At 53.4% G+C, this 24,686-nt stretch carries 31 protein-coding genes and 1 pseudogene; 7 read left to right on the top strand and 25 right to left on the bottom strand.

From position 1 onward, the window contains the following. Position 1 precedes the first annotated feature (1 nt). From EHN07_RS06610 to EHN07_RS06585, 6 genes are all read right to left on the bottom strand, one after another. Positions 2 to 937 (bottom strand): TIGR03756 family integrating conjugative element protein, encoded by a 936-nt coding sequence (locus EHN07_RS06610; protein WP_124023385.1) that lies wholly within the window; start codon positions 935 to 937, stop codon positions 2 to 4. Positions 938 to 1,121: 184 nt separating this feature from the next. Continuing rightward, positions 1,122 to 2,138, bottom strand: coding sequence for a Gfo/Idh/MocA family protein (locus tag EHN07_RS06605; protein ID WP_124023384.1), 1,017 nt, complete (start codon positions 2,136 to 2,138; stop codon positions 1,122 to 1,124). A gap of 11 nt (positions 2,139 to 2,149) precedes the next feature. Then, positions 2,150 to 3,151, bottom strand: coding sequence for a PTS glucitol/sorbitol transporter subunit IIB (srlE, locus tag EHN07_RS06600; protein ID WP_124023383.1), 1,002 nt, complete (start codon positions 3,149 to 3,151; stop codon positions 2,150 to 2,152). Next, positions 3,148 to 3,522 (bottom strand): PTS glucitol/sorbitol transporter subunit IIA, encoded by a 375-nt coding sequence (locus EHN07_RS06595; RefSeq protein WP_124023382.1) that lies wholly within the window; start codon positions 3,520 to 3,522, stop codon positions 3,148 to 3,150. The genes srlE and EHN07_RS06595 overlap by 4 nt, the downstream gene beginning before the upstream one ends. Further along, positions 3,519 to 4,052 carry a PTS glucitol/sorbitol transporter subunit IIC gene (gene srlA / locus EHN07_RS06590; protein WP_079822053.1) on the bottom strand — a complete coding sequence of 178 codons (534 nt, stop codon included), beginning with the start codon at positions 4,050 to 4,052 and terminating at the stop codon, positions 3,519 to 3,521. The genes EHN07_RS06595 and srlA overlap by 4 nt, the downstream gene beginning before the upstream one ends. Positions 4,053 to 4,191: 139 nt before the next feature. Beyond that, positions 4,192 to 4,488: a helix-turn-helix domain-containing protein gene (locus EHN07_RS06585; RefSeq protein WP_124023381.1), complete on the bottom strand. Its 297-nt coding sequence runs from the start codon at positions 4,486 to 4,488 to the stop codon at positions 4,192 to 4,194. 130 nt (positions 4,489 to 4,618) lie between these two features. Here EHN07_RS06585 and EHN07_RS06580 point away from each other — a divergent pair, with 130 nt between their 5' ends. The 5 genes and pseudogenes from EHN07_RS06580 to EHN07_RS06565 all read left to right on the top strand — a co-directional run bounded on the left by EHN07_RS06580 (position 4,619) and on the right by EHN07_RS06565 (position 7,285). Next, on the top strand, positions 4,619 to 4,903 hold the full coding sequence (locus tag EHN07_RS06580; RefSeq protein ID WP_124023380.1) for a helix-turn-helix transcriptional regulator: 285 nt from the start codon (positions 4,619 to 4,621) through the stop codon (positions 4,901 to 4,903). A 102-nt stretch (positions 4,904 to 5,005) separates the two neighbouring features. Beyond that, positions 5,006 to 5,266 (top strand): helix-turn-helix domain-containing protein, encoded by a 261-nt coding sequence (locus tag EHN07_RS06575; RefSeq protein ID WP_124023379.1) that lies wholly within the window; start codon positions 5,006 to 5,008, stop codon positions 5,264 to 5,266. An 84-nt stretch (positions 5,267 to 5,350) separates the two neighbouring features. Further along, the gene (locus EHN07_RS06570; protein WP_124023378.1) at positions 5,351 to 6,646 is read left to right on the top strand and encodes a hypothetical protein; all 1,296 of its coding nucleotides are present in this window, start codon (positions 5,351 to 5,353) and stop codon (positions 6,644 to 6,646) included. A 72-nt stretch (positions 6,647 to 6,718) separates the two neighbouring features. Beyond that, positions 6,719 to 6,856: pseudogene (locus EHN07_RS20630) on the top strand (integrase); the annotation flags it as partial. Between the two features lie 123 nt (positions 6,857 to 6,979). Continuing rightward, the gene (locus EHN07_RS06565; protein ID WP_124023377.1) at positions 6,980 to 7,285 is read left to right on the top strand and encodes a hypothetical protein; all 306 of its coding nucleotides are present in this window, start codon (positions 6,980 to 6,982) and stop codon (positions 7,283 to 7,285) included. 1,040 nt (positions 7,286 to 8,325) lie between these two features. Here the strand turns inward: EHN07_RS06565 and EHN07_RS06560 are convergent. The 11 genes from EHN07_RS06560 to EHN07_RS06510 all read right to left on the bottom strand — a co-directional run bounded on the left by EHN07_RS06560 (position 8,326) and on the right by EHN07_RS06510 (position 17,225). After that, complete coding sequence (locus tag EHN07_RS06560; protein WP_124023376.1) at positions 8,326 to 8,910, bottom strand: hypothetical protein; 585 nt, start codon at positions 8,908 to 8,910, stop codon at positions 8,326 to 8,328. A gap of 386 nt (positions 8,911 to 9,296) precedes the next feature. Beyond that, positions 9,297 to 10,034 (bottom strand): hypothetical protein, encoded by a 738-nt coding sequence (locus tag EHN07_RS06555; protein ID WP_124023375.1) that lies wholly within the window; start codon positions 10,032 to 10,034, stop codon positions 9,297 to 9,299. A gap of 163 nt (positions 10,035 to 10,197) precedes the next feature. Continuing rightward, positions 10,198 to 12,852: a conjugative transfer ATPase gene (locus tag EHN07_RS06550; RefSeq protein WP_124023431.1), complete on the bottom strand. Its 2,655-nt coding sequence runs from the start codon at positions 12,850 to 12,852 to the stop codon at positions 10,198 to 10,200. Beyond that, a complete protein-coding gene (locus EHN07_RS06545) occupies positions 12,852 to 13,241 on the bottom strand; it encodes a TIGR03751 family conjugal transfer lipoprotein (protein ID WP_124023374.1) in 390 nt (129 codons plus the stop codon). The genes EHN07_RS06550 and EHN07_RS06545 overlap by 1 nt, the downstream gene beginning before the upstream one ends. After that, positions 13,241 to 14,578, bottom strand: coding sequence for a TIGR03752 family integrating conjugative element protein (locus tag EHN07_RS06540; RefSeq protein ID WP_124023373.1), 1,338 nt, complete (start codon positions 14,576 to 14,578; stop codon positions 13,241 to 13,243). Before EHN07_RS06540 ends, EHN07_RS06545 begins: the two co-directional genes overlap by 1 nt. Next, positions 14,575 to 15,363: a TIGR03749 family integrating conjugative element protein gene (locus EHN07_RS06535; RefSeq protein ID WP_124023372.1), complete on the bottom strand. Its 789-nt coding sequence runs from the start codon at positions 15,361 to 15,363 to the stop codon at positions 14,575 to 14,577. The genes EHN07_RS06540 and EHN07_RS06535 overlap by 4 nt, the downstream gene beginning before the upstream one ends. Then, positions 15,360 to 15,986, bottom strand: coding sequence for a PFL_4703 family integrating conjugative element protein (locus tag EHN07_RS06530; RefSeq protein WP_124023371.1), 627 nt, complete (start codon positions 15,984 to 15,986; stop codon positions 15,360 to 15,362). Before EHN07_RS06530 ends, EHN07_RS06535 begins: the two co-directional genes overlap by 4 nt. Next, positions 15,983 to 16,336: a TIGR03750 family conjugal transfer protein gene (locus EHN07_RS06525; RefSeq protein WP_124023370.1), complete on the bottom strand. Its 354-nt coding sequence runs from the start codon at positions 16,334 to 16,336 to the stop codon at positions 15,983 to 15,985. The genes EHN07_RS06530 and EHN07_RS06525 overlap by 4 nt, the downstream gene beginning before the upstream one ends. Before the next feature lie 3 nt (positions 16,337 to 16,339). Next, positions 16,340 to 16,666, bottom strand: a complete 327-nt coding sequence (locus tag EHN07_RS06520; RefSeq protein WP_124023369.1) for a TIGR03745 family integrating conjugative element membrane protein — start codon at positions 16,664 to 16,666, stop codon at positions 16,340 to 16,342. A gap of 17 nt (positions 16,667 to 16,683) precedes the next feature. Further along, positions 16,684 to 16,917 carry a TIGR03758 family integrating conjugative element protein gene (locus tag EHN07_RS06515; protein WP_124023368.1) on the bottom strand — a complete coding sequence of 78 codons (234 nt, stop codon included), beginning with the start codon at positions 16,915 to 16,917 and terminating at the stop codon, positions 16,684 to 16,686. Next, complete coding sequence (locus EHN07_RS06510; protein WP_124023367.1) at positions 16,914 to 17,225, bottom strand: integrative conjugative element protein, RAQPRD family; 312 nt, start codon at positions 17,223 to 17,225, stop codon at positions 16,914 to 16,916. The genes EHN07_RS06515 and EHN07_RS06510 overlap by 4 nt, the downstream gene beginning before the upstream one ends. A 146-nt stretch (positions 17,226 to 17,371) precedes the next feature. Here EHN07_RS06510 and EHN07_RS06505 point away from each other — a divergent pair, with 146 nt between their 5' ends. Next, complete coding sequence (locus EHN07_RS06505) at positions 17,372 to 18,022, top strand: hypothetical protein (RefSeq protein WP_124023366.1); 651 nt, start codon at positions 17,372 to 17,374, stop codon at positions 18,020 to 18,022. Between the two features lie 25 nt (positions 18,023 to 18,047). Next, positions 18,048 to 18,323 carry a hypothetical protein gene (locus tag EHN07_RS06500; RefSeq protein WP_124023365.1) on the top strand — a complete coding sequence of 92 codons (276 nt, stop codon included), beginning with the start codon at positions 18,048 to 18,050 and terminating at the stop codon, positions 18,321 to 18,323. 41 nt (positions 18,324 to 18,364) lie between these two features. Here the strand turns inward: EHN07_RS06500 and EHN07_RS06495 are convergent, their stop codons facing one another. The 8 genes from EHN07_RS06495 to EHN07_RS06460 all read right to left on the bottom strand — a co-directional run bounded on the left by EHN07_RS06495 (position 18,365) and on the right by EHN07_RS06460 (position 24,684). After that, the gene (locus EHN07_RS06495) at positions 18,365 to 19,282 is read right to left on the bottom strand and encodes a nucleotidyl transferase AbiEii/AbiGii toxin family protein (protein WP_124023364.1); all 918 of its coding nucleotides are present in this window, start codon (positions 19,280 to 19,282) and stop codon (positions 18,365 to 18,367) included. Next, complete coding sequence (locus EHN07_RS06490) at positions 19,275 to 20,048, bottom strand: type IV toxin-antitoxin system AbiEi family antitoxin (RefSeq protein WP_124023363.1); 774 nt, start codon at positions 20,046 to 20,048, stop codon at positions 19,275 to 19,277. The genes EHN07_RS06495 and EHN07_RS06490 overlap by 8 nt, the downstream gene beginning before the upstream one ends. Before the next feature lie 130 nt (positions 20,049 to 20,178). Continuing rightward, complete coding sequence (locus EHN07_RS06485; RefSeq protein WP_124023362.1) at positions 20,179 to 20,862, bottom strand: TIGR03747 family integrating conjugative element membrane protein; 684 nt, start codon at positions 20,860 to 20,862, stop codon at positions 20,179 to 20,181. Beyond that, positions 20,862 to 21,128, bottom strand: coding sequence for a hypothetical protein (locus EHN07_RS06480; protein WP_124023361.1), 267 nt, complete (start codon positions 21,126 to 21,128; stop codon positions 20,862 to 20,864). Before EHN07_RS06480 ends, EHN07_RS06485 begins: the two co-directional genes overlap by 1 nt. Further along, entirely contained in the window at positions 21,091 to 23,124 is a 2,034-nt protein-coding gene (gene traD, locus EHN07_RS06475; RefSeq protein WP_124023360.1) for a type IV conjugative transfer system coupling protein TraD, read from the bottom strand. The genes EHN07_RS06480 and traD overlap by 38 nt, the downstream gene beginning before the upstream one ends. Further along, positions 23,121 to 23,528 carry an integrating conjugative element protein gene (locus EHN07_RS06470; protein WP_124023359.1) on the bottom strand — a complete coding sequence of 136 codons (408 nt, stop codon included), beginning with the start codon at positions 23,526 to 23,528 and terminating at the stop codon, positions 23,121 to 23,123. Before EHN07_RS06470 ends, traD begins: the two co-directional genes overlap by 4 nt. Then, the gene (locus tag EHN07_RS06465) at positions 23,525 to 24,058 is read right to left on the bottom strand and encodes a lysozyme family protein (protein WP_124023358.1); all 534 of its coding nucleotides are present in this window, start codon (positions 24,056 to 24,058) and stop codon (positions 23,525 to 23,527) included. Before EHN07_RS06465 ends, EHN07_RS06470 begins: the two co-directional genes overlap by 4 nt. Continuing rightward, entirely contained in the window at positions 24,034 to 24,684 is a 651-nt protein-coding gene (locus EHN07_RS06460) for a TIGR03759 family integrating conjugative element protein (RefSeq protein ID WP_124023357.1), read from the bottom strand. The genes EHN07_RS06465 and EHN07_RS06460 overlap by 25 nt, the downstream gene beginning before the upstream one ends. Positions 24,685 to 24,686 lie beyond the last annotated feature (2 nt).

The raw sequence follows: 24,686 nt of genomic DNA, 5'->3' as shown, positions 1-24,686 counted from the left end.
ATTAACCTCCGCTGCTGCCAAGCAAGGTCTGCCCGCGCCGCGGGCAGCATTTATAGGGCCGCCACAGCGTCCAGACATATGCGCCATCTTCCGCCAGCTTGTCGGCGTAAGTGTCCGTAACGGAGCCATCCGGAAAGATGTTGCAGGAGGCGGATTTTTTGGGAACCAGCATTTGCCACTGGTGATTACCGCTGTCGCCTTCCATCACCGGACCCGGCGGCCAGTAGCCGTCACGGGGGGACGCGATCAACGGCAGATAGACATGAGATTGCCCGCTGCGGGTTACCAGATCGGCGGCGCGTTGGGCGATTACCGCGCCCGCCTTATAATCGTGCGTCTGGCTGAGCGCCCCACTTCGCGGATAGATATTGCCCCACATATCTCCATCTTTACTCACTTCACGCAGTCCCGGTGTTAATGCCTGTGGATAAAACATCTCCGGCACGCCGCTACGCCAGGCAAGCGAATCCAGAGTGCTGAGAAAGTATGGGATAAAAGGTTGTGACGACGGGGCGCAGATGTAACCGAACTGCGAGAAGAAATTTGCCAGCGCATCACCGGCAGGGAAACCAATCGCATCAGCATTTTTAAATCTTACTTTGCTGTGCTGGCCAACGGCGCGGGGATGGGTGTCACCGCCCGCTTCGGCGATACCGGGCAGCGGTGGACTGAGCGGCGACATCTCCGTCCATGGATTTTTCCCGGTGACGCTGTAGGCCGATATCACCAGATTCGGGCGGAAATGACGAACCTTCACCGAAGTGCGGACCGTGCAGCCAAACGGAGTGCAGTACAGCCAGTAGCAGACGCCGACTACCTGATATTTCACGCATGCAGGTGACAGGGCCGAGGTGGCGATTTCAGGTGTGGTAATGGCCCGAGCCGGCAGCGAGCTCAGCGCCAGCACAATCAAAAGCCGTTGAAGAGGGATAAACATAAGCACCTGCGGTAACGGGTAATACCGCAGGTGTAAGGTTTTTTTATCGCTCAGGCCTTATGAAATTGAATACTGGCTGTGAATAATTTCAGACCGTTATCTCACCTGTGACCAGCTTAAACGCTGTACTGGCGACGCGAGCCGTAAGGATAAACGGTCCACGGGTAATGTATTAGCCTGAATATCAGCACAACGCGACGGGCTTGCCGCTCTCCAGGCTCTTGTGCACTGCCTCGCAAATCCGACTGGCCTGTAATCCGTCGTTTGCTGTTGCCGTATAAGGCGTTCCGTTTTTTACTGCTTTGATAAAGTCGTTAATCGGGTCAATACCAAAGCCGCTGGCGACGTTATCCCGATAGGTAATAAAATAGCTGTTCGGCGTTTTCGTCCCTTCCGGGGTGACGATCTCCAGCCCGCGATCCTGCGAGTTGGAACGTATATAAGCGTTGTCGCAGACTATCGCGATGCGCCCGTCGTTATCTTTCGGGAAGCCGTCCGGCAGTACCCAGCCGTTTTCCACCACCCATGAGCTGCCATCTTCCATCAGCAGGGTGCTCTGCACACTGTCCCAGGTATCAATGCCCCGCGTGGCCAGCAGGCGCTTCTGCCCGACGGCGTAAACCGATTTCACCTCCTGCCCGCTGATATAGCGCACCAGATCGAAGCAGTGAGAGCCAAGAAACCACACCGGCGAACTCTGTGCCGACCAGCCAAGCCATGTGGTGGGAACGGCAATCACATCATCCATGCTGATATAGCCCCGGATAATATTCCCGGCGCTGGCTTCGTGTGTAGCCATGCGTACGCGGATCGTTGCCGGGTCCCAGCGTTTGTGAAAATCAACGCCAACGATCACACCGTGCTGTTCGGCAGCATCAATAATATCGCGGCAGTCAGCAACCGAGGTCGCCAGCGGCTTCTCAATCAGCACATGCTTACCCTTCGCGATAGCCTGTAAAGCGGGTTCTTTATGGTATGGATCGGAGGTGGCGATGGAAATAACGTCTACATCCTCCTCATCCAGCAGCGCCCGGAGGCTGGCGTAACCCGGCAAATTCAGTTCATTTGCCACACTATCGCAGCGTTCCGCATCAGAATCGCAGACGGCAATCAGTTCGACTTCGGGGTTATTTAAGTAAGCATTAATATGGTGTCTGCCGTAGATGCCCACGCCCACCACGGCGGTTTTGATTTTGTTCATGATGGTCACCTTTAAAAAAGTCCGAGGGAAAATGCCCAGCCGATAATGACCGCCAGCGGTCCGGTTAGCTGGCGGGACAGCAGGAACGCAGGCACGCCTTTGGCGATAGTCTCCGGTTTCGCCTCCTGCATCGACAGCCCTACCGGCACGAAATCACAGCCCACCTGGACGTTGATGGCGAACAGGGCGGGCAGCGCAAAGGCCGGGGAAATATTGCCTGCGCCAATCTGGGTGCCTATCATCACGCCGATAACCTGTGAGATAGCGGCCCCCGGGCCAAGCACCGGCGACAGAAACGGAATGCCGCAGATAAAAGACAGCAGCACCAGTCCCCACAGCGAATTGGCGAGCGGCGTCAGAGTGTGGGCGATAAGATTACCCAGCGCGGTCTCCTGCACCACCGCAATCAGCACCGAGACAAAGGCCATAAATGGAATGACGTTGCGCAGAGAGACATCCACCGCCTCGCGGCTGGCGGCAAACAGCAGGGCAATGACCTGGCCCGTCGCAGTACCGGTTTTCTCCACCAGGTGCACCAGTCGAGCCATACCCTGTTCCGGCGGCTGATGTTCAGGCCCTGTTGCGGTGCTCCCTCGCTCTACCGCAGTCACCCTGACTGACGGCGAGCCATAACGGTCATCGTTCTGTTGCATTTCAGGCTGCTGCAGCTGCGCCAGCGTAACGCCTGAAACGTAGTTATCCTCCGTGATAAACTCCGCCAGCGGACCAGCCTTGCCAGTGGGCAGCACGTTGATGGTGGGGATGCCTTTCTTTGGATACAGCCCGCAGCGCAGGGAACCGCCGCAGTTAATCACCACGCAGAGCAGTTCTTCATCTGACGGCACGCAGGAGAAACCGTTCACCACTTCTGACTGGGTGAGCGCGCCGATTTCGATGGCGAGCGGATGGGTTTCCCGGCCGGTGAGCGACAGCACCTTTTTGCCGCTGCCGACGGGCAGCCACAGGCCGTTACCGTAGCCGCCGGGGCCGGGAGGAATATGAAGGTTATTCATGATACGGCCTCCACAATAACCAGATTATCTTTTAAGTCAGACAGGGCCGGGCAGGTGCCGGAGAGATGCAGGCAACCGGCATGGCGGGCGAAAAGACTGGCGTCAAACAACAGGGTCAGATGACCGAGTTCATACAGATTGTGCTGTGCCTCACGGCCAATCGCGGTTATCAGATATTCCTTCCCAGCCACCTGTAGCCGATCGCCGGGAAGTATCTGCACAGTGGGATGCTTAAACACGGGGGATAACACCAGGGCATAGTCGAGGCAGTCTGCAGGCCCTGCGGCATCAAATGTAATCAGCATATTATCTGCCAGCCCTTCCGTCACGCATGGGCCTGTTCGCACGATACGTGCATTGTAGATAATCATGGCGTTGCCCTCCCGCTGGTATCGTTGCGGCTAAGACGCAGAAACAGATACTCAGTGATGATGCCCCGGATCAGGCCGATAACGATGGCGGCAGCGATATAGCGCAACGCCAGTTCGGTGACCGGAAGATGAAGGGCTTTTAACCCTGCAGCCACCCCGAGCCAGACAAAAAGCTCTGACGGCACCACGTGGGGAAACAAACTGGTTAGTGGATGGGCGGTCGTACCGAGGGCATCCTCATAGCCGGGCTTGCTCTTTTCCGGCAGCAGCTTGCCAAGCGTGAGTGCCCCGGGGCTGCTCATAAAGAACCAGCCGAGCACCGGCAGGACGCCATACGTAAGAATGCGTGAGCGGCCAAACAGTGCCGCCACGCGCTGCATGCGGGCTTCACCGGTAAGTTTCATCAGAAAGTTAATTGCCAGCAGCAGGGTGATGAGCATAGGGATAATGCCGCTCATCATATCGAGAAAGATCTTACCGGCGGCCTGGAACAGATGAATAAAGCCTTCAGCAAGGGAGATAATGAACATGGGCTCCTCCTGTCTGAAAGCGTATTACAGCGGGTTGCAGTGATACATCCTGGATTTTGGTATGCATAAACAACTCCTCTTGATAGCACGATGAGAATGCCCTGCCTGAAGACGAAAAAACGATTCCGGGAACAGGGCGTTAACGTTTCTCCGGAACCGGAAAACAGGGTCTTGGTGCGACGATTTTCATGCCCGGCAACGGCTGTTTTGGCAGGCGGTACTCTTCCTGGCCGCTGTAACGGGTGGGCCAGATAGTGGCCGGATGAACTTTCAGGGCAGTTGCGATTAACCATTCGCCTTTTGGCCATGGACGGCTAAGCGCATTCGCCAGCGTGGAGGACGCCAGCCCCGCTCCACGCGAGAGCGCCGCCAGGCTGGTGCCGCGTTTGTGCAGGGCGGCAATAATGTCGGCTGGGTGCCAGTCTTGTTTAGTCATTCTTATTACTCCACTCAAAGAACTCGACAAACCTGTGACATTGATCTTATCGACTTTAGGAAGTCTAAAGATAACCCATCTTAAGGAATGCTAAAGATGCTGTCAATGTGACCACTTACAGGAAAAGGTGATGGTTCCGAAGCGTCTTAGAATGGCAAGAGAATTGGCTGATATATCCCAAGAAGATTTGGCCGCAGCCGCTGGTGTTTCCGAACATACGGGGTCTTCAAGGATTTCACATTATGAGCATGGCAGGCATCGCCCAAAATTTGAGTTGGTGTGCCAGTTGGCGAAGGTACTTAACGTTCCGGAAGGATATTTCTACACGCTGGATGATAGCTTTGCCGAAGCGATATTGAAACTGTACGCAGGCGAGGTTGTTCAGTGGAAAAAACCTGTAAGCAAGACAAGTTAGTCAGCCTGTTTATACATTATGCACTTATCTTTATGAACTCTAAAGATAAGGTTTCTTGAGTAATGCTAAAGATCGCCGTACACCCAACAAAGGATATACGGCATGATTTCTAAGAGACTCAAAGAGGCGCGCTTGCGTGCAAAACTTACCCAAGAAAGATTAGGTGTATTGGCTGGGATTGAAGAGGCCACGGCTTATTCTCGCTTATCCCATTATGAGAATGGGACCCATAGGCCAACATTTGAGCTGGTATGTGAGTTTGCTCGGGTTTTGAATGTGCCTGAGTGTTACTTTTATACCGTTGACGATGATTTTGCTGAAGAAGTATTAACTTTGTATAAAAAATACAAGGATAAGATTTAGTTACTAAATCTTCTTTTAAAGTGATTTCGTTCAACCACCTGCCAGCCAGATTCTCTGATAATGTTTCCCGCAAGGAGGAGTGTTATGTCAGAGAACTTACAATCCAGTATTTTTCAAACCTTACCTGAAGATCGGGAAGCGTTGTACCTTCTGGTCTGGCGCGAACCAGCGGAACGTATTGCTTCTCTTCACAACATCAGCATCGAAGGGCTTGCCAGGCGATGTGCTGAATTACAGATACCCAGGCCACTTGCCGGTTACTGGAAAGCACTGGCGAAAGGAGCTGCACCTGCGGTGCCAACTCTGCCAGCCTTGAAAAAAGGCAAAATGGCAAAGATCCCGAAGAAGGCTGGCGTAATAGCACCATCATCTACCGTAACTTTACCAAAGCCATTACCTCCAGCGACGCGAAAGCAAGCCACGATCACAGGCAATGGCTACGCGTTAATCAATGATCTTAAAACGTATCTCCGTAAGGCCAATGTGACTGAAGATGGTTACTACAAGCCTGCGAAAAAGAAGCTCCTGGATCTCAATGTTTCGGATACGGGGTTTGATAGCGCAATAGATTTCCTGAGCCGGTTTTTTGATGCCTTAGGGAAACAGAGCTATCGGGTAACGCTGGATGTGCCGGGAGAAAGGCTCCATCGGGCAGATATTGATATCAAGGAAGATCCAAAGGGAGAAGGGTATCGCTGGGATAATTTATGGCGACCGTATACACCAAGTATTATCTGCGTCGGGGATATGCACTTTGCGTTCAATCTTGCCGAAATGACGGAGTATGTCCCTGCGAAGAAAGTTAAAAATCGCTATGTTCGCGACGAACAGATGTCGCGGTGGATCCGTGGAAAAAACAGTGCGCCTTTTCTTCATGTTTCAAAGCATACGCTGCCTACCGGGCGGTTTCTGTTGCAGCTTTACTCGCCTTATTCATCTGCAAAATGGTTGGTTCAGTTCCGACAGACAAAGCAATGTGGCTTGATAAGCCAGATCCCCAAGATGATTTTGGCGATGCAGGACGCTGTTCCGCTAATTACCAGGCAGTTAGAAGAGGCCAGAATCAAAGCCGAAGAGTGGCGTATTCAGTATGAGCGCGAACACGCTATCTATCTTGAAAAGGAGCGGATACGTCGGGAGGAAGAAGCATATAACGCCAGCCGCACCGAGCTGAAATCTATTATGGTGCAATGGGCAGAAGACAAACGGCTGGAACAGTTTTTCTGTGAAGCAGAGCAGGATGCGGCGCGTCTGGATGAGCAGCAGAAGGATCAGGTAATGGAACGTCTGGAATTAGCCCGCCAGTTCTTATCTGGGGATACGGCGGTTGAGCGCTTACTGAAATGGAAAACGCCGCAGGAGCGGTTGAACAAAGAATAGTCTATTGTTTTTGTTCTTTGACGAATTTACGTTTCTTGTCGTCACGACCCTGTTTGACAGGCAGCTAAGAGCGAAGAGCGGTCGCTGACAGAACGTCTTTATTAAACCCAGGAGATTGATGCGCAGTTGCTGCTTGTGCATTAATCTCCACAACAAACCGCTCGCTATCATGATGATAGAGGAAAAGAGTGGACAAAGATCTCCTATTGATAAATGTTTAATGGTGCCGAGTGTATTAGAAACACATGCATTAAATACGACATTTTCATTACTGAAGTTTATTCATCCCTCGTTTAAATTTCTATAATCACACATTAATTCGAGGTGAGTTATATGAGCATGGATATTGAAATATCATCTACTGTACAAGCTGAAAAAACTGATTTACCAGTTGATCCAGATGTATATTCCACCGTTACTAATGATCAAGATGTAACAATTAAAGATTCGTGCTCAAGCAACGGAAGTTTAAGGAGAATCACAATTAACGGGCAATGTTATGCACAAATGTGCTGCGGAGGACAGTGGATGTATTTTTACAAAGACACTCCAAATGGTCGACTTTGGTGCACTTGTAATTTAGGTCAGTCATGGACTGTTAATTGTGCAGGTAACAATTGGATCATTAACTGTCGATAAGCTAATTATTCAAATTTTATTTTCCGTAGTGAGTTTTCTGATTACACCTCAACACCACGTCAAGGTTAAATTCACAGGTGTATTGATAGCGTATTTGAATAACACTTCCCCAACCGTCAGCAAGCTAACAAAAAGCAACAGGAGTGTTACGCTTTCGTTAACAGATCTTATTCATTGTTTTTATTTATATGAGGGCTTTGACATGAGTGATGTGGCTAAAGGCGACAATAAAGATATTAACATCGACAATTCAATTATGATGTGGATAGACCAAAATCTTTTGTATATTCATCTTTCTTGGTGCTTTTGGCACGAGGGAGTTCGGTTGTTTGAAGACTCATTCCCAGGCTTAATGAGAGATGTTGGTAAATTAAGAGATGAGTGTATTGTAAAGCAAGACCATAATAGTGGTGCAAAGACGCTAATACGTTCAGCTTCGAACAATGAACTTAGATACGCACTAAGTCTTATTGAAGCAAGAGTCGAGACCGAGCACCAACTTTCAATTCATTTCCGGTGGGTTGCATATCACGAATATCAACGTGATATTTTTTTTAATGCACTTCAAATAGGAGATTATTCAACGATAAGAAGTGTATATCATATAATCAAAATCCTAATAGTAACGCGGTGAATTTGTTATCATGTGTTAGTAACGCAACCATTAAGGATTTAGTGGATGCTCTTTAAATAATTTTAGTGTTTCCGACATCCGCTTTTGGCACACAACTGCCGTAATGGGGAGCGAAGGGCAGCTATGAGCGAGCCGCGGAAGTTAGCCTCGCACGCACAAAATTAGCTTTTCGTAAGAACTCTAAAAGTGAATGAGCCACTTTAAAGGGATACTTACATATGAGCGGTCCTGCTCTATAAATTTTAGAAGGTTGCCCGTGCTGCACCTGTATGCGGCCAGCTCGTAATGCATGTAACCTTCGGGAGAGGAGAAGACAACTAGCAAGTCGAGAAATTGCAAATTCGAATTTGGAGTTAAGGCTTTTAAAGTAATGTTTAAAGGCACGCCCAAAGGCGTCTTTTGTCTTTTAACCTTTCAGCTTTTTGATAATAGCGCTCCCTAACTGGCGGGTATTCATTTGATTACCATTAGCATTATTTAAATCCACCTTCAGATCCTCCGCTACCTTACGCAAGAAAGGCTTAACGATAGTTACTGGACGGCCTTCTCGTTCTACAACAATCGAACCGCTTTCGAGTCTACTAATTTTATAATCCTGCCATTTCGCGCTTTCTATTACTGAGCCAGTAGGTTCCGGTTCTTCCTGAACGGTAAACACCGCGCGAACTATCCCTTTTTCCTTCCAGCCGCGTAGGTAGCCACTCCAAATATTCGCCCGGAGGGATGAATCAGCAGAGATTGATCGGGCGTTCCAAGTACCAACTTCACAGGAACCATCCCCTTTAAACATTTCAACTTTAACTTGTTTAGAGTCCAAAAGAGCTTGTTTAAACTCTTCTTCGTTTACCGGATTGAAGAAGAGTTCTGGCCGTTTGTTCTGGTCAGATTCAAAAGCATCAATTAAGCGATTAATCACTTGTTCAGGGGTTTCAAAGCCCTTTGCTAACGCAGCAAGACGGTTATAAGAAAAGTCAGAGAGAGAGATATCCATTGCACGCACCTTTGTTTTTAAAAATCATGAAACAAATCATATTTGATATGTTTCATGATTGCAATGCATGCTCAAAATAAAAATAGGCTCTTATCTTCCAAGTGCTGATCTATAGGACGCTTTGGATATTATTGTATATTTAGCGCATTATTTGACCACCAAAGCCCGCAAGGGACTGATTTAGTGCCAGCAGCTATAGCTTTTAAATTTGAAGTGGCCGACAAAAATTGGCCAAGACATGAGAGCATTTCTAGAACCAAGGAACGTCCGCTCCTGGCACGATGCCGCCCTTCATGTCAGGCAGCAAGCGGTCCAAAATTAATGTTGATGAAGTACGCTTTCGGCTTCAAATAAAACCGGTTGATGCGGTAAATTAACAGCATCGGTCAGAAGACTTGCTCCTCAGTTACCGTTTGACGGCGATGCGCGCGGTAGCGTTCTTCAAACACTATGACTACACCAGGATAGTGCTTTCCATTCAGCGAATAATGCTGATTACCTAATTGAGGGAATATGAAGGCGAAGTCGGTACGTTTCATGGATGCACCCAAAAAACCAGCCTGATCGGTTAACCAATCCTTAATCGCTCGCTCCACTTTTCTCGGACACACCTTCCCCTCGCCATCCTCGTTGATCAGCACTTCGCTCGTTGGTATATAGGGAACGATGAAAGTGACAGCGAATCGACGATATGCCTCCCTGTTACTCAAGTCCCCTGAGTCTGCCCAGGCCTCTCGCATTGCACGCTCAGTAAAAGTATAACCATCGGAACGAGCACCGATCGACTGCACTGTCTGCTTCGCCTCAATTGCAAAGCTCGTGTTCGGGGACTGCACAAATAGATCGCAACGACCGTGTCGCAGCGAGCCTCTATCGACACCTGGCTCAAGGGTGCGGTGACGCTTCAATGTCGAAAATTCTTCCAGGGCGAGCCAATTTTTGAGGGTCCATGCCGCGCCAGCCAATACGCTTAGTGAAGCCCTTTCGTTGTACCACCAGGGGTTATCGTACTCATTGGCAGTGGTATAACGTACGATTGCTTTGACCCAGGCGCTTAGGAGGTTTTCAAGTTCCTTATCACTTCTCTGAACCTCAATCCCTTTAATTGTTTTCGCTTCGCTCACTGCCCTGCACCTGATGGAAAAAGCACAATGCTATCATTCGCGAAAAAATCCACAATCGTATCGACCTGATTTCTAATAATTAATGCAGTGCGAACTTAGCAACGTCTGCTGCTGGCACTAACCAGCCCATCGCACTTAGTTGAATCCATAATAGCATTACAAATCAACCACTGGAAAAACACCTTTCCGCCACCCTCATCGCCGCCTCCAGCTCACTACACCCAGAGTCCTTCATAATCCGCATCCGCTCCGCCTTTTCATGTTTCTCCGTCATCCCCAGCGCCAGCCACAGAGCAGGAGAGACCACGCGGAACAGTGCCTCAACGCGTGGGGAAAGCACCACGCCTTCGGTATATTTCCCTGAGGCTTTAGTCGCGCTGAGCAGGAGCTGGCGCTGTTCCGGCGTCAGGAATTTGAAACGGCTAACCTGCTCCACCTCCTCAGGGGGCATCACCAGTAGCTCCCACCACTCGATCATATTGAGCAGCTTTTTCGCGTCGTCCGGGAAGTCGCTCAGGTTCTGCGTTGCCAGCCACAGCCAAATCCCCAGCTTGCGCCACATCTTCGAGCCTTTAGTCAGAAACCGCGCCAGCAGCGGGTTGACGGTGATAATATGCGCCTCATCGGTGATATTGACGATGGGCCGCGCCAGATGCTGGTCACGTTCGCCAAGGTTGTTAATATGGTTAATCAGCGAGATATAAGCGATCGCCAGTTGCGCCTCGTACCCTTCCCGGGCAAACATCGCCAGATCCACCAGGGTGATATCCGCTTCCGGCCACGCTTCACCCTCGCGGTTAAACAGTTCACCTTCAAACCCGGAGCAGAACATATTCATCGCTTCGCCCATCTCCCACAGCCGGTTGCGGTGGGGTTCCGCTAGTGCCGCATCCTGTGCCAGCGCAAACAGCGCGTTGCGGATATCCTGCGTCAGCGTCTGTCTTTTCTCGCGAGCGGTAAGTCGGGCTGCATGGAGTATCGCTTCGCGGATCAGCGCCCGGTCAGAGCGTGTCAGGCGGGCGTCCTCTTTCAGCTCGCCGCCGGTGATCATCAACCGGGCAGTGATCTCCATCTCGCCCAGCAGATCGCGCTGTTCGTTATCGCTCTCTTCGGGATCGTCATCATCTGCTTCTGCTGGAGGTGCATCGCTTTCCGCCAGTTTCCACGCATCGGCAAACAGCGGTAGCGTGATGCCGGAGCCGGGTTTCAGGCTGATTTTATTCACCGTCAGGCCATGTTCGCGGGCGTAATCGGCCATCAGTCCGAACGAGTTGCCCGCCTCGACAATAAACAGACGCGGGCGGTGCAGCGCCATTAGCTGCGCGATTTTGGCGTTCAGCGTGGCGGATTTGCCTGCGCCAGTCGGGCCGAGCAGCAGCAGGTGGCCGTTCTGGGCGCGGTCCTCGCGGTTGAGCGGGTCCCAGCACAACATCCCGCCGCCACGATTAAAGTAGCTAACGCCAGGATGCCCGGTACCGCTCTCGCGGCCAAACAGCGGCAGCAGGTTGGCAAGGTGTTGAACAAAGCTGAAGCGGGTATAAAGCTGGCGCTTATCCCGCGCCGGGTCGAAGCACATCGGCAACCAGCGCAGCCACGAACTGAGCGGGGCGAGCTCGTCATTCTCCTGCACCGGAACCATACCCGCATTCAGTAGCAGGCTGTTCAGGCTACGCACACGCCTGGTCAGTTCACCGTTATCCGGGGCGAAGAGGTAAAACGCCAGTGCGCTACGGTAGAGTTTATGGCCGTCTTTCAGCCAGTGGCGCACCTCCTGACAGTCTTTTTTGGTGTACTCCGATTCGACGTTTTCACCGATGGCGCGGTCGCTGAGGCGGCTTAAATGTTCCTCCAACTGGTCCTGCGGCCAGACGACGATGGTTAGCGCCATAATCACCCCTTCCGGCAGCACGTCGAACAGTGCGTTCACTCCATCGCCGCGTGCAGACTCTCCAGTCATATGGCCGACAGTGGGAGGTTTGCGCAGCCTGTCCAGCACAATGACTTTGTGCGGACGCTGGTCGAACAGCCATGTTCCCTGCGCGGCCTGTGAGCGGGGTTCACTGCATAGCAGGCTTTCGGCAAAGTCGTGCAGCTCGGGTGTGTCATCCTGCTGCGCCATCATTTGCCAGAATTGCTGGGGTGAGTCCGCCATCTGCGGGGCCGGATTAAACCAGCGCAGCAGCCAGTGGCGAATGGCCTCAGACTCCAGCCTGCGAACGTGAATCCCCGCGCCCGCCAACGCAGAAACCATTCGTTCACAGACGGTATTCAGCGCCTCTTCCGGGGAGTCTTCCAGCGGATCGCGGGATTTATTGGGTAGCCAGCGGTAGACCACCATTCGCGTGTGGCGCTGCTGAGCACGCCAGCGGGTATGGCTGACGGCATCATCCAGGAAGTAGCCTTCCGGGCGGGAAACAGCGTGCAGATGGCGCTCCATCTCGTTCAGCCAGGCGCGGGTAAAATCGGAATCCTTCGCTTCAGGAACAGCGTAGTCATGCAATGTGGCCAGCCAGCCTGCGGTATCGTCCTCATCCTGGCAATAAAATTGCACCACCCACGGATGGCGATCGTATTCTGTGAAGCTGTCCTGGAGCGCGTCTTTCAGGATATCGCGCAGTTCTTCCAGTCTTGCCGGAGAGCGGCCTTCGGTGCCGAACGGTGTGATGTCATACACCGCGCCGACGGATCGCCCGTCATCCAGCAGCAGCGTTTTGCTTTCCGGCTGGTACTCCACCCACGGCAAAAAATCGACGAACGACGCGCCTTTCTGGTACAGGCTGTCCACCGTCCGTTCGGTCAGCGTGCCACTACGTATCATCACAGCGGATCGGTCCGCTCGCCGGGAAGGGCGTACTGCACCCGGTTATAGAAGGGGAAGACGGTGGTGTATCCCGGCACCGGGACGCCTTCGCTACCAGCCAGATGGGGGAAAATATACAGCTCCAGATCCGGGTTTGGCAGTCGCCGGAACAGCGCTCGAGCGGCATTGTCGTCGCTGCGTGTGGCCTGCTGCTGTTGCGCGATTAGTGTGGTGTCATCAAGTGGACGGCGCAGAGCGGAACGTGCGTCGTACAGCGCCTGTTTATCGCCGTTCTGTCTACCCCAGATAGACAGCATGGTGGTGTTTTCATCCACCGGCAGCAGCGTTTTCTGGTCGGTGCTACAGGCGACCAGTAGCAGCGATAACAGCAATATCAGTGCACGCATCAGTCTAAATCTCCTGTGTGTTCACCTGCCGTGCGGTAGTTAACCCGTCGTCCGTTGGGATCGTAGTCGATGGCCAGTTGGCGGGTGATATGGATAGCGACGGCCCGGCCAGGCGGCACGTAGATGGCGTCGAACATCTGGCCGTAGCGCTGTTTAAACCAGTCGGCGCTCTCTTTCAGGCCTCCTCCCAGCGCCTGGCCAAGGACGTATTGCCCGCTGTCGCCCGTCAGCGCGGTGGTGACAGAGCCATTCTCCACGGTGGAGGTGGTTTGGTTGTTCGCCAGCGCCTGTGCGGCGGCGGACGATCCGGCCAGAAGGAACTGTGAGCCGATATATTCAGCGGCGTTGGATTTACGCTCGCCGGGGATACAGGGCAGGCCGTGAGGATCGGACAACCAGCCAATATTGCCTTCCGCGCCGTTTCCGGTTTTATCGCCTTCAGCGGGGAGCGTGCGCACCGTACCGTCGCGGAAGACGAAGGTGATTGACGTTAAGCTGCCTCGCACGCAGGAGAGCGTCCAGTCGCCGGTGGCACTGCCGGAGATGACTGCGCCTTCAATATCGGGCAATTCGATGCCGTTGGCTGTGAGGTTATCGCGGCCAATCAGCACCTTGAACGGGTAAGGATCGGTGACGCTGCCGTTAAGCGGAATGCGTCCCAGCAACGCAGTCATTGCCACCGAGCCAATTAATGTACTGTTCTGCGGCAGGGTGTAGACCGGTTTGACGACGGCAGGCGGCGGTGTTTCGGGCGGTGGCGCGGTGTTCTGCATCGTGGAAGGAAAGGCCAGCACAGGTTGCAGCGGGCGACCGTTTTTATCCGTTGGCAGAGCATCGGCGGGCGCTATCCAGCGTAGCTGCTCTCCGGATATGGCTTCCGGCTCTTCAATACCCAGCCCGGCCAGCGATTCATCCGTTGTTCTGCGCTCTTTAAGCTGCCGGATTTGTGCCTGCAATGTGCTGAACATTTCGTTTTGTTGCTGTGAGGCACTGGCTTGCTGACGGTTAATGGCCTCGTTGATGCGGCTGTCGGTATCATGCTCGCGTTCACGCAGGCGCTGATTTTCCTTCAGCAAGGCGGTATTGCTGGCTTTTACCGTTGCCAGCTCCTTACGCCAGAGTTTCATCTGGCCGACCAATGTGGCGACGGTATCGGCAGGCGTGTCGCCTTCGATCCCCAACGCTTTCAGTTCGCCCTTGCTAAGAGTAGTTCCCGGGGCAGATGGGTTTGCATGTGTAGTTTTGCGATCCTGGCAGGCATGAAACAGCATGACGCTGCCCGCCAGCAGAATAAGCGGCGTCAGAACCCGCAGCAGGATATTCGCCTGGAGTTTCATTTCTTCTTCTCCAGCGCGGGCTCAGGCAGGATCGCCTGTTCAGGACGATGATTACGGGTGATGAGATAGAGCACAGTGGTATCTTCGGCGCTACCTGCGGGACCCAGCCAGCGATGCTGAAAAGATGCGGCGTAAAACTGCCCCTGAAGCTGGCGTGGATCGAGTTCGAGCCGGGCGGCACTTTTATTCTGAAGCCTGATCGCCGCCAGGTGATATGGATCCAGCCGCCAACCGCCGATCGGTATGGCATTGACGGGAAGCGCGGGCAACAGAGTGGTGATGGTTTTTGCCAGCCGCACGCCTTCGGGCTGAATGCCTGGCAAAGGCTCCACGGCGCGTAACGGAGCATATAGCATCTGTGCGGCATAGCGGGTGAGCGTGACCGGAAGCGGCGTGGAGGGTAAGGGTTCAGGAGCTGCATAGGGTTTTGCGTCGGTCGTTTTTTTCTCTTCCCGAACAATGCGTAGCGGCTCCCGGATGTGCTCATCCTTGCTGGCAGCGACATCCAGCAAAATCAGCTCACCGTTCTCCGTGTCCTGAAGCTGTAGCCGGGTATTGGCAAACGGCTGGCTGGCAAACAGGTACAGAGTGCCGTTGCTGCTCTGGATGCGCAGCTTGCCTTCCAACGCGGCGGGATAACCCACCCGGACATTACGATCAACAAATACAATTCGCTCCTGCCCAACGTTCAGCGTCACCGGCAGCGGAATACGCTCCCATTTCACTAGTTCGATGGCATGTAACGGAAGGGTGAACAACAGGATGAGTAGCGGACGAAGATTCATGATGTTGCCGCCTCCAGTTTTTGCGGTAGTGAAGCAAAGCAGTCCAGTGCCAGTCCCCATGGATTTTTCTGTTTGTCGATGTCATAGCGCGACACCTTGATCGGATAACGGATCGTTGCCCTTTTTACGGGTTCTGAGTGGAAATACTCATCGACGGTAAGATCGAGCGTCACAACCCAGTTGTCGCGATCGAGGATCTGCACCTGCTTATCGCTGAATCCCCGACCTGGGATTTCGTAAACGCCGCGTACCCGGTCGCGCAGCTCGCCATTTTGCTGGCGCTGACGAAATGTCTGTTCTATCTGCCTGTAACAGCCGGGCGTCAGGTAACTCCTCAGCACATTGAGATTGTGTGGGTAATCTGTCTCGCCGCTGGTCGGCCAGCGGTTTATCTGCTGGAACACGGTAAACGCAAAAGCGTACACCGTGGCGGGTGGTACCTCCCACCACGGACGCTGGCTGGCAGCGCGTAGATCCGGCGGCAGATACACCGTGAGCTGGCGTGGTGCGCTGTACCAGCCGAATCCCATGCCTGATGCCAGCAGGAATAACGCGACTAGCGCAATATGCAGGGTGCGGATATGCGCATCCCGTGCGGCCAGGGCGTGCTTGAAGGCGCTCATCGCTTACTCCGGCGAATAGTCCAGACGCCATCCTGCAGGACAAAACGTTGTGTGCCGATGCCGAAGCGGGCCAGCTTCAGCTCCAGCGCCCGATATAGCCAGCTCTCCGGGCGTCCGCGTTTCAGCCGAGCCAGCCAGCGCCCGCCGCAGAGGATCGCCAGCGCACCGCCAGGCAGGGAGCAACCGGGGATAAGGCTCCAGTTGCGCCAAAGTACTGCCGGAATGGTTCCAGCAATAGCGCCAGTAGCCAGCCCGACAAGCAGCGCTACCAGCAGCTCACTGACCGTCAGGCCGCGAAACACCGCAGGCTCGCGGTTCAGTCGTTCCGGGAGAAAGGGGATGGTATTCATGGTTTACAGAATGTCCGAGGCCTGGTTAAGTAACCAGATGGTGATCACCAGCAATACCGCGCCAACGCCTGCCATTGCGCCCAGGTCTTTCCACTGTTTCCGGCCTGCCTGAATTTCGGAATAGGTGGCGATGCAATTGTTGGCGACGACCAGAAATCCAATAGTGCAGATGCCCAGCGTCATCAGGATCACAATGTCGTAGCCGTAATTCTGCAATGTTTGCATGATGCCACCACCCTGCCCGCGAGAAGGATCCTCCATTTTTGGAAGATCGGCGTGGACAGACAAGGCTGGGAACCCCAGCAGCCATCTGAATAGCCATTTTTTCATTGTGCCTCCTGAAGCGGTTAGCTCAGCACCAGCCAGAAGCTGACCAGCAGCAGTAAGATGGTTCGGCCGCTAATACTACCCAGAGTCCGCCAGTTCACCCGCGCTGTTGCCACCCCCCGGTAAGCATCATTCAGCACCCAGGCGACCCACAGCAGTAAAAAGGCGCTGAACAGGCCAAGTATGACCAGGTTGACGGTGGCAGGCTTTACTTGGCTGGCAGCCTGGAAAGCGCTGATTTGTTCGGGGGTCATGGCGTGATTTTCTCTTCACGGTATTGCCCGACCATCGTCATCACATCACGCGGCTGAGCGCGAGTGGGCGTGAGGTAATTTTCAATCCCGCTACGTAGAGTGGTGATATCGCTGTGAATGCGCGGATAGTCGAAGTAGTAGCGCTCGTTGATGTCAGTTCTGGCGCTTTGCTGTGCGCGGTGGAGCGAAGCCTCGATTTGGTTAAGCTGGTTGAGGGTCAGGGTTAGCTCTTCGCGTTCGGTGAGGGGGGCTGCGAGAGCGGAGCTGGTAATAAACATGCTGGCGATAAATGTTGTGATGGCTTGCATAAGCGGTATTTCTTCAGTTCTGGTTTATTGAGTACCATGCAACGATTCGCAAGAAGATTTCAGCCAGAAATTGAAAATACGATGGCCAAGTTTAACTTGGGTTTGTATATTATGATGCATAACCTTATTTTTCAGGAGATTATGTGATGGATATATTGAACGAATGGTTAAGAGCTGGTGTGTCCAGTGGTCTACTGGAAATAAAACAGATTCTTCTCTTTATTTTTATTGCTGGCCCATTAGTTATTATCATTCGAAAAATACGGGAAATTATCGCATTCATTAATGAAGTAAGGAATTCTAAATTAAATGAGTTGCAGCATCTCTTGAATAGCCACAAACTGCCAAAAGAAGAGAGTATTTGCATAAAAGATGAAATTACAAGAATAATCGGATATCGCATGACAGGCATTGCCGATGTCGCCAGACAGCAAGTTATTATCCGATTATTGGTAAAGCATAGATTTTTGATTTCTGCTGATTTCTTTAAAAAATTCAGATCATTTCTTGTAGTGGAGGATTCCTTTCTTGTTTTTAAGAAAGGAATATCTTATTGGGTTGAGAATGGTATGTATGGTTTATTTTCATTGCAGTTCCTATTCTTTTCGATTACATCCATTGTGTTATCTATTAATAAGGAGGGGGTAATTCCTGTCTGGGGGCATTTTATATTGTATTTTGTTGCTGTTATGATGTTCCTGTTCTTTATTGCTTTTGCGAGAATGATACCTCGACCTGGAGAATGTAAATTGTTAGATAAGATACTACAGACTCAATATAATAATTCATCTGAATGATTTATTGATTATGGGGCGATCAGATATGTTTTTGAACGCCCCACCCGCCGTAGATACCGTTAGTCCAACTCCCTACCGTTCCTGGCACCAATATATACTCTTGCGTGAAAATAAACTTACTACCAGCCACGCTAACCCCGTTGCCGCCTGCATGACGATAAATAAACCTGGACTCATGGCTTGCGTCAAAGCACCGCAGGCCCTGATAAACCAGATCGCCTATGAGGCCAATAGAAATCCTGGTTTTAAGTGCTGGAAGGTAATTGATCCCGAGATGGCTTTGCTGGTTTATAAAAAATGATATAGTTTCACTATTGGTGTAACTATACTAAATTTAATAAACTAGCTCAGCCATTCTGTCATGACCTTTTCCAGTTTCTCCAGCGACTGCACGCGCTTTTCCTCCGACATCCGTCCAATATTGCGCAGCTTCCATTGAACGGCTGGCAAATTCTGAATATGGGTTTCTGGTGCTAAATTCCAGTCAGGCTCCCCTCGTTTAAATGACGTCAGGAAGTCGAAATCCTGTTGAGTGAAATGCGCTTTCAACGCTCTGAGCATTCTTTCCGGGACCTCTCTCAGCGCTTCCAGTGAGACCTCCTCAAAGGTCATGCCGCTGAATTCATTTTGAAAGGGTTCAGTAATATCCTTCCAGCGTGGGCTAAGCACTTCGGACAATGGACGATTATGGCTAAGCAAATAAGCGATAAAGCCATTGAATATTGCGCGGTCGATTCCTTGTGTATCAAGGAGCATTTTAACGTCGTAGAAATCTCTGGGATGCTGGCGATCTAACGCAGCACATAGCTTGCCGCCGTATAAGTCAGGCAGTGAGACAACCGGGATCGCGGCAAAACCAAATTCCTCCTCCACGGCTTCCACGACGTCGCGTTCTTGCGGTGGATACAATGTTCCCCGGGCAACTGGTGAAACTTCGATTTTAATTTGCGCGTCGTCCGTGGTGGCTATGATACGCATCTCATCGGGATTATTGGTTTGCAGCACTGCGTTGAGCCCCGCTTGTGTTTCCAGTTCACCGGCGATGCGGGTGAGTGCCTCCCGCACGTTGGGTAATGCAACCTCTCTGCTTTCCAGCGGGGTGTAGGCCAGATCGATATCAACGGACAATCGGGGAAAATCACGGATAAATAAGTTGATCGCAGTACCGCCTTTCAGCGCAAAACAGGTCTCGTTAGCGACATAGGGTAATGCTCGCACCAGCAGGGCGACCTGGCGGTAGTAGGGGGAGGTTTTATCCATGGCTTATTCCCTTCTTGGTAAAATTTTCGGGCACGGTAATCTGGTATTGCGTGTCCAGCTTGCCACTAACAACGACTTGTCGGTTGCCCGATCCCAGGTCGATTTTGCTGGTATCCACGCGTTTGAACCATGCATGTTCATAGAAACTGGCGAAAAACAGATACAGGCGCTTGGTTTGTACGGACTGGCTGAGCGTAAGCAGCTTCTCCACTTTACGTGGGTTGAGATTGACCAGTCCCTGAAAAAGCTCGGCAGCGTGCTCAAATGAGATTTCCTGAGGGACTGCGCTTAACAGCTCATAGGCTGCCAGTTCTGGCGTACTGGCGGTTATTCTTTTCCCTTTAATCTCAAGCTCAGTTCGGTATTTTTCATCCAATTCAGGGAGCTTCAGAGCCGATACCACCAGCCACTCAACACCGGGAAATTCTTTAAACCATTTGGGCAATATCATTTTATTTTCAACACTAAGCCAGCATTGACTCTGCTTAAGCTGGAGGTAATGGGAACGGCCCTGCCAGGAGAGACTACTCAGTCCGGCCAGATGCACCGGCGTTTCAAGCTGACTTTGCAGACACCATAGCGCATCGCTCCAGTCCGGTTCCCGTCCTGCGCGCGCATAAACGCCAGCCCGCAGTTTTATTAACCAGCCATTTTGCGCGTATTTAAAGGCCAGAGAAGGCGATATGCCGTTCCGGGTTAGCCAGGATTGCAAAACCAGGCTTCCCGGAGAGGTGTTTTGCAACAGCCAGTTTATTTTTGATGACATAGATTCACTCAGGGTGTAACTATAATAAAAAAAGTAAACTATTTGGCGAGTGAAAAGTCAATGTACGGTGTCTGTCGCAGCATAAATGTTGCCAGCGAGAGTTGTATCAGTTGGGCTGGAAATGATGACATCAGACGTATTTTTTGAAAGAGCCGCCCGTCATGGATACTGCCAGCCCAATCCCTGCTGCCGCTGGTATAAACACATACTCCGGCTCAAGAAAAATCGGTATCGCCAGCCACACCAGTCCCGTCGCTATCAAGCTGGATGAAATCATACGCCTGGCGTGGTGATAAACAAACCCGGACTCATGGCCTGCGGAGAAACGCCGTAAGTCGCGTCTTACCAGTCCGTCAATAAGCCCGACAACGATAATCAGCACAAACAGCGGAAGCGCCTGCAACAAAATCGCCAGCCGCAGTAAAAAGGTGAGAGTGACGTTACCCGCAGACAGTAACGCGCAGCGGATTACCGTCGTGACCGTCTCCGTCCAGAATAAGCCGCTCTGCCCGTTGAGCGAAGCAATCAGCGTCGCGCTCCCTTGCTGTAACATATCACTGGCAAGCGCCAGCTCTTCTACTAACCACACCGGTGCGCCAGCGGAACCCCGCCACCACTGCCATGTTGCCTGTAATACTTGCTCACTGTGGCTGGCGCAGGCGTTCTGCCAGAAAAACGCATCGCCCAGCCACTCCAGCGCTATCGCCAGCATCCATGCGCCGAGACAAAAGCCAAGCAGCACGCCGGGCAGCAATGCGATCCAGCCGAGTGGTCCGGGACGGCGTACTGATCCTGGCGGTGCATGGTCGGGCATCAGTGCAGCGGCAGCGTGACGTAGCGGCAGAGGAACCGGGCCTCGTGCGCGTCATCAAGCCGTATCTGAAAAATATCGTTTTCATCCTGTGGTGACGTTGCTTCCCGCCATGCCTGAAAACCCTGTAAATTCATTCGGGCGATAATCTGATCGGGCGTTTCTCCCTGCGTCAGTGCTTCCACCGCCTGTTGCAGGGGAAGAGGCAGCATCTGCGTGGGCCACATCACTTCAACGCTTACGAGCTGGCGGTGTGTCCGGGGTATCATCGGTAAGTTTCTCCGTGGTTTCGCTGTCGTTCAGCCATAAAATAGGGTCATTTTTCGCCATTACAACTGTCTCCGTGCGGTTCCACCATACGGGGGTACTGTCGTATTGCTTTTCCATATAGCGGGCAATTTGCGCGATGTTTTTCGGCATCAGCGGATCGTCCGCGGCGTCCGGTAACGGGATGCGTAGTTTCCAGAGCTGACCACCTTCCAGTAAGGCGAACGCCTGACCTTTAGGGAGCTGAACCAGTGACGCGGGTTCCAGTAGCGGCACCTGTATGCTGCTTACGCGATCCTGAGTGTTGCTGGAAAAACCGATGCTGCCCTGAGCGTCGGTACTATCGGTGACGCCGGAGCTGATGTTGTTGCTGAGCACATCCACCTGCGGCAGTTGCTTCGTCAGTAGTTCGGCGGTGGCGGTTTCCCGTACCCGCATCATAATCAGACTGTTGAAGTTACCGATTACCTGGCCTGCTTTGGCGCGTTCCCCGATGCGGGCTTCGATGTCGGAGAGCGTCTGGGTGTAGGCCGTGACCTGCACCCCCGCCCCACCCCCTTTGTTAATCAGCGGAATAAATTCATCGCCCATCAGGTCGCTGAACTCATCGCAGTGCAGGTTGATTGCCACTTTTTCTTCCGCCTGCGGCAGGCCGTCCATCACACCGTGTTTGTAGATATGCCCGGCGACGCTGACCAGATCGGCAAACATAGAATTGCCCACGGCGGCGGCAATTTCCGCATCGGACAGCGCATCCAGCCCGACATAGACAATCGCCCGCTGGCGAATGGCCTGCTGCCAGTCGAATACCGGGCGAGGATCGTTGAGGTTGCCGTAGTCCGGAGCCAGCAGTTGCGCGATTTTCCCGGTGGTCAGTTTTTCCAGTAGCGGCAGCAGAGAGGCGACGATCTTATCGAAATAGGTTTTGTCGTAGCGTACGGCGGAGCGCAGGCCGTCGAGGATCGGGTCATGCAGCCGGGTGGTGGAAAGATATTGCTCCAGTGCCACGACGTAGCTGTCCCGTCCCTGAAGGTTTCGCGGCGTGTTTTTTTCAGTGATGCCACCGGCAATCCGTACCACGTTGTCCCATGCCTGGCGGTCATGACCGGGCAGAAAGACGCGGGCGTAGTCGATAAACAGTTCGTCGATATTGATAACGTGACGGGCGATGCGGGCATAGTCCGGGCGCTGGCCCAGCGCCACCAGGGCGCGGGTAATGATGTTGACGAAGCGCCAGGCAAACTCGCGGAAGGCGGCGGAGTTGCCTTCCGTGGAAAGCTGTCCGGCGATGCGGCTGGCCACTTCTGAGATACGGCCAAAGCGTCCGACGGCGTTGTAGCGGGCGGAGATCTCCGGCCAGCCGAGATGAAACAGCCAGAAAACGCTTTCCCGACCTGCGCGGTGCGCCTCCGCCCAGACCCGACGTAGCAGGTCAGCGTCGCCTTTCGGATCGAACACAATGACCGTTTCGCCACGGCGAATATCTTGGGTAATCAGCAACTCCGCCAGACGGGTTTTACCAACGCGGGTGGTGCCGAGGACCAGCGTATGCCCCGGTCGGTCGCGCAGCGGCAACGTGACGGGGTCTTCGCGTAGCTCCACGCCATGCAGCAACGGATCGCCGCCGCTGGCGGAGGGCCGGTCTGTCCGCAGCCAGTGCTCACACTGTGGCAGGCGACACAGATACAGCCGCTGGGTATGCGTGGGTAGCCAGCGAAAGCCTCGCCCGAGAAATAATGCGTCGGGCAATAATGGGATACGGCTGGCAGAGAGCGTCCAGAGTGGTAGATGGCACACGCGGCGGCGAAAGCGCAGGATGCGTAATCCCTGCTTTAGCCGCAGGGCAGACAGTGCAAGCAATGCCAGCGCCAGCAGCCAGCCGGAATAAGGCGTCAGCAGCAGCGTTTGCGGAGCCGTCACGCACCATACCGCCGCCAGCAGGGCCGCGCTGGCGCTGTAAAGCTCCACCGCTGGGCGGAGGATAAAATCAAGCCTCACTGTTCCAGCCCCTTGTCTGTAATAAGTACCGGATATGCGGTGATGGGCAGGTGTTTAGCCATATCGTCGGCGCTGACCGGCAGCAGCGTTAACGCTGGAGCGATAGCCCTCAGGACATTCAACCGCGCCAGCGTGGCGACGTTCACGACCAGCCCGGTGGCGTGCAGGGTTCTTAACGCATCCCGGTGCTGGTGCAGCCATTCTGTGGACAGCGGATCGTCGCCGATTAAAAACAGTGGCGTCATCCCCGGCAGGTTGAGTGCCAGACGAGGTTGCTGACCGGGATGCAGATTGTGGGTGACGACGGGCAATAACCGGGTTTCATCCAGCGCCTGTATGGGAACGGCAGGCCCGGCAATTGCGGCAACAGTAAACAACAGCATGGCTGGAATAAGGTGTTTCATGGCGACGTCCCTGATGTGGAGAGTAACCGGATTTGCTGGCTGATTTTCTGGCGATAGACGGCGGCAGGTTTGCCTCCGGCTGGGTGATGATAGCGGGCGGCAGCGTCCAGCCAGCTTCCGGGGGATGCGTTGTAGTGCTGACGCAGTAGCAAAGCGGTGACGGTGAGATTGTCTTCCGGATCAAAGCTGGCACACAGCGAGGGGAACCATTGCCCGTTCCAGCCGAGATTAATTTGTCCCAGCCCGGCATCGATGCGTTTCAGGCTGCGGGTACGGGCGAAGTCCAGCAACGCCCGGCAGGCTGAAGAACGACTGGGGTAGCGGTAGCCGGTTCCGGCAATATTAAGCGTCCACGGCCACGGATGCAGCCCCTGCGCCAGTCGGGTACCGCTTTCAGCGCGGGCCACCGCGTAGAGTAGCTCAGCCGGAACCTGTTGCTGGCGGGCGATTTGTGCATACAGCGGCGGCACGGCACAGGCGTGAGCGCTGATGAGCAGGCCGACTGTCAGGGTGCAGAGACGGGACGCCATTGCTCCCCCTGTTGTTCCAGCAATAACGGTAGTTTTCCTCCGCCGAGGCGTTGCCATCGTCCGTTATCGTGATTAAGCGTTATCTGCCCGCGTTCGACCTTGCGCATATCAATATGCTGGCGCTGCGCCCAGCGTTGCAGGCTGACATCGTCGTTACGGCTGTTGACCAGCCAGATGTCCAGCGGGCGGTCGTCGTTGATAAGCTCCCGCGCCAGCGTCTCGCAGGCCGGGCATTTTTCGCTGACGAACAGCGCCAGCCGTGGCTGGACGATGCTACGGATGGGCGTCAGCGTCGGGTAAAGCCGCTTCCATGCCTGGTTGTAAGCACGCTGGAACGCCAGTTCTTTTTCCACCCGCTGATGCTCTTTACGGGCCAGCAGCTCGGCGTAGCGCTGGCGTTCGGCGTCGTTGTTGGCTTCCACGCCGAGGGTGGTGAGGGGATCGAGTCCCGGCGACCAGATGCCGCGCTCGCCCTGTCGCAGTTGCTGGTAGCGCTGCCATTCGCTGTCGGTCAGCCCCCACTGCTGCGCCTGCGTGTGAGTGATGGCCTGTTCTTCAATACGGGTTTGCTGGGGGCTGGCAAACAGCGGCAGTAGTAAAAGGCACAGCAACAGGTATCTGCGCATCG

It is taken from the genome of Buttiauxella warmboldiae (genome assembly GCF_003818135.1).
GTDB classification, from domain to species: domain Bacteria; phylum Pseudomonadota; class Gammaproteobacteria; order Enterobacterales; family Enterobacteriaceae; genus Buttiauxella; species Buttiauxella warmboldiae.
Note: the sequence above shows the minus strand (reverse complement) of the source record. Positions and strands in the feature narration are given on the sequence as shown.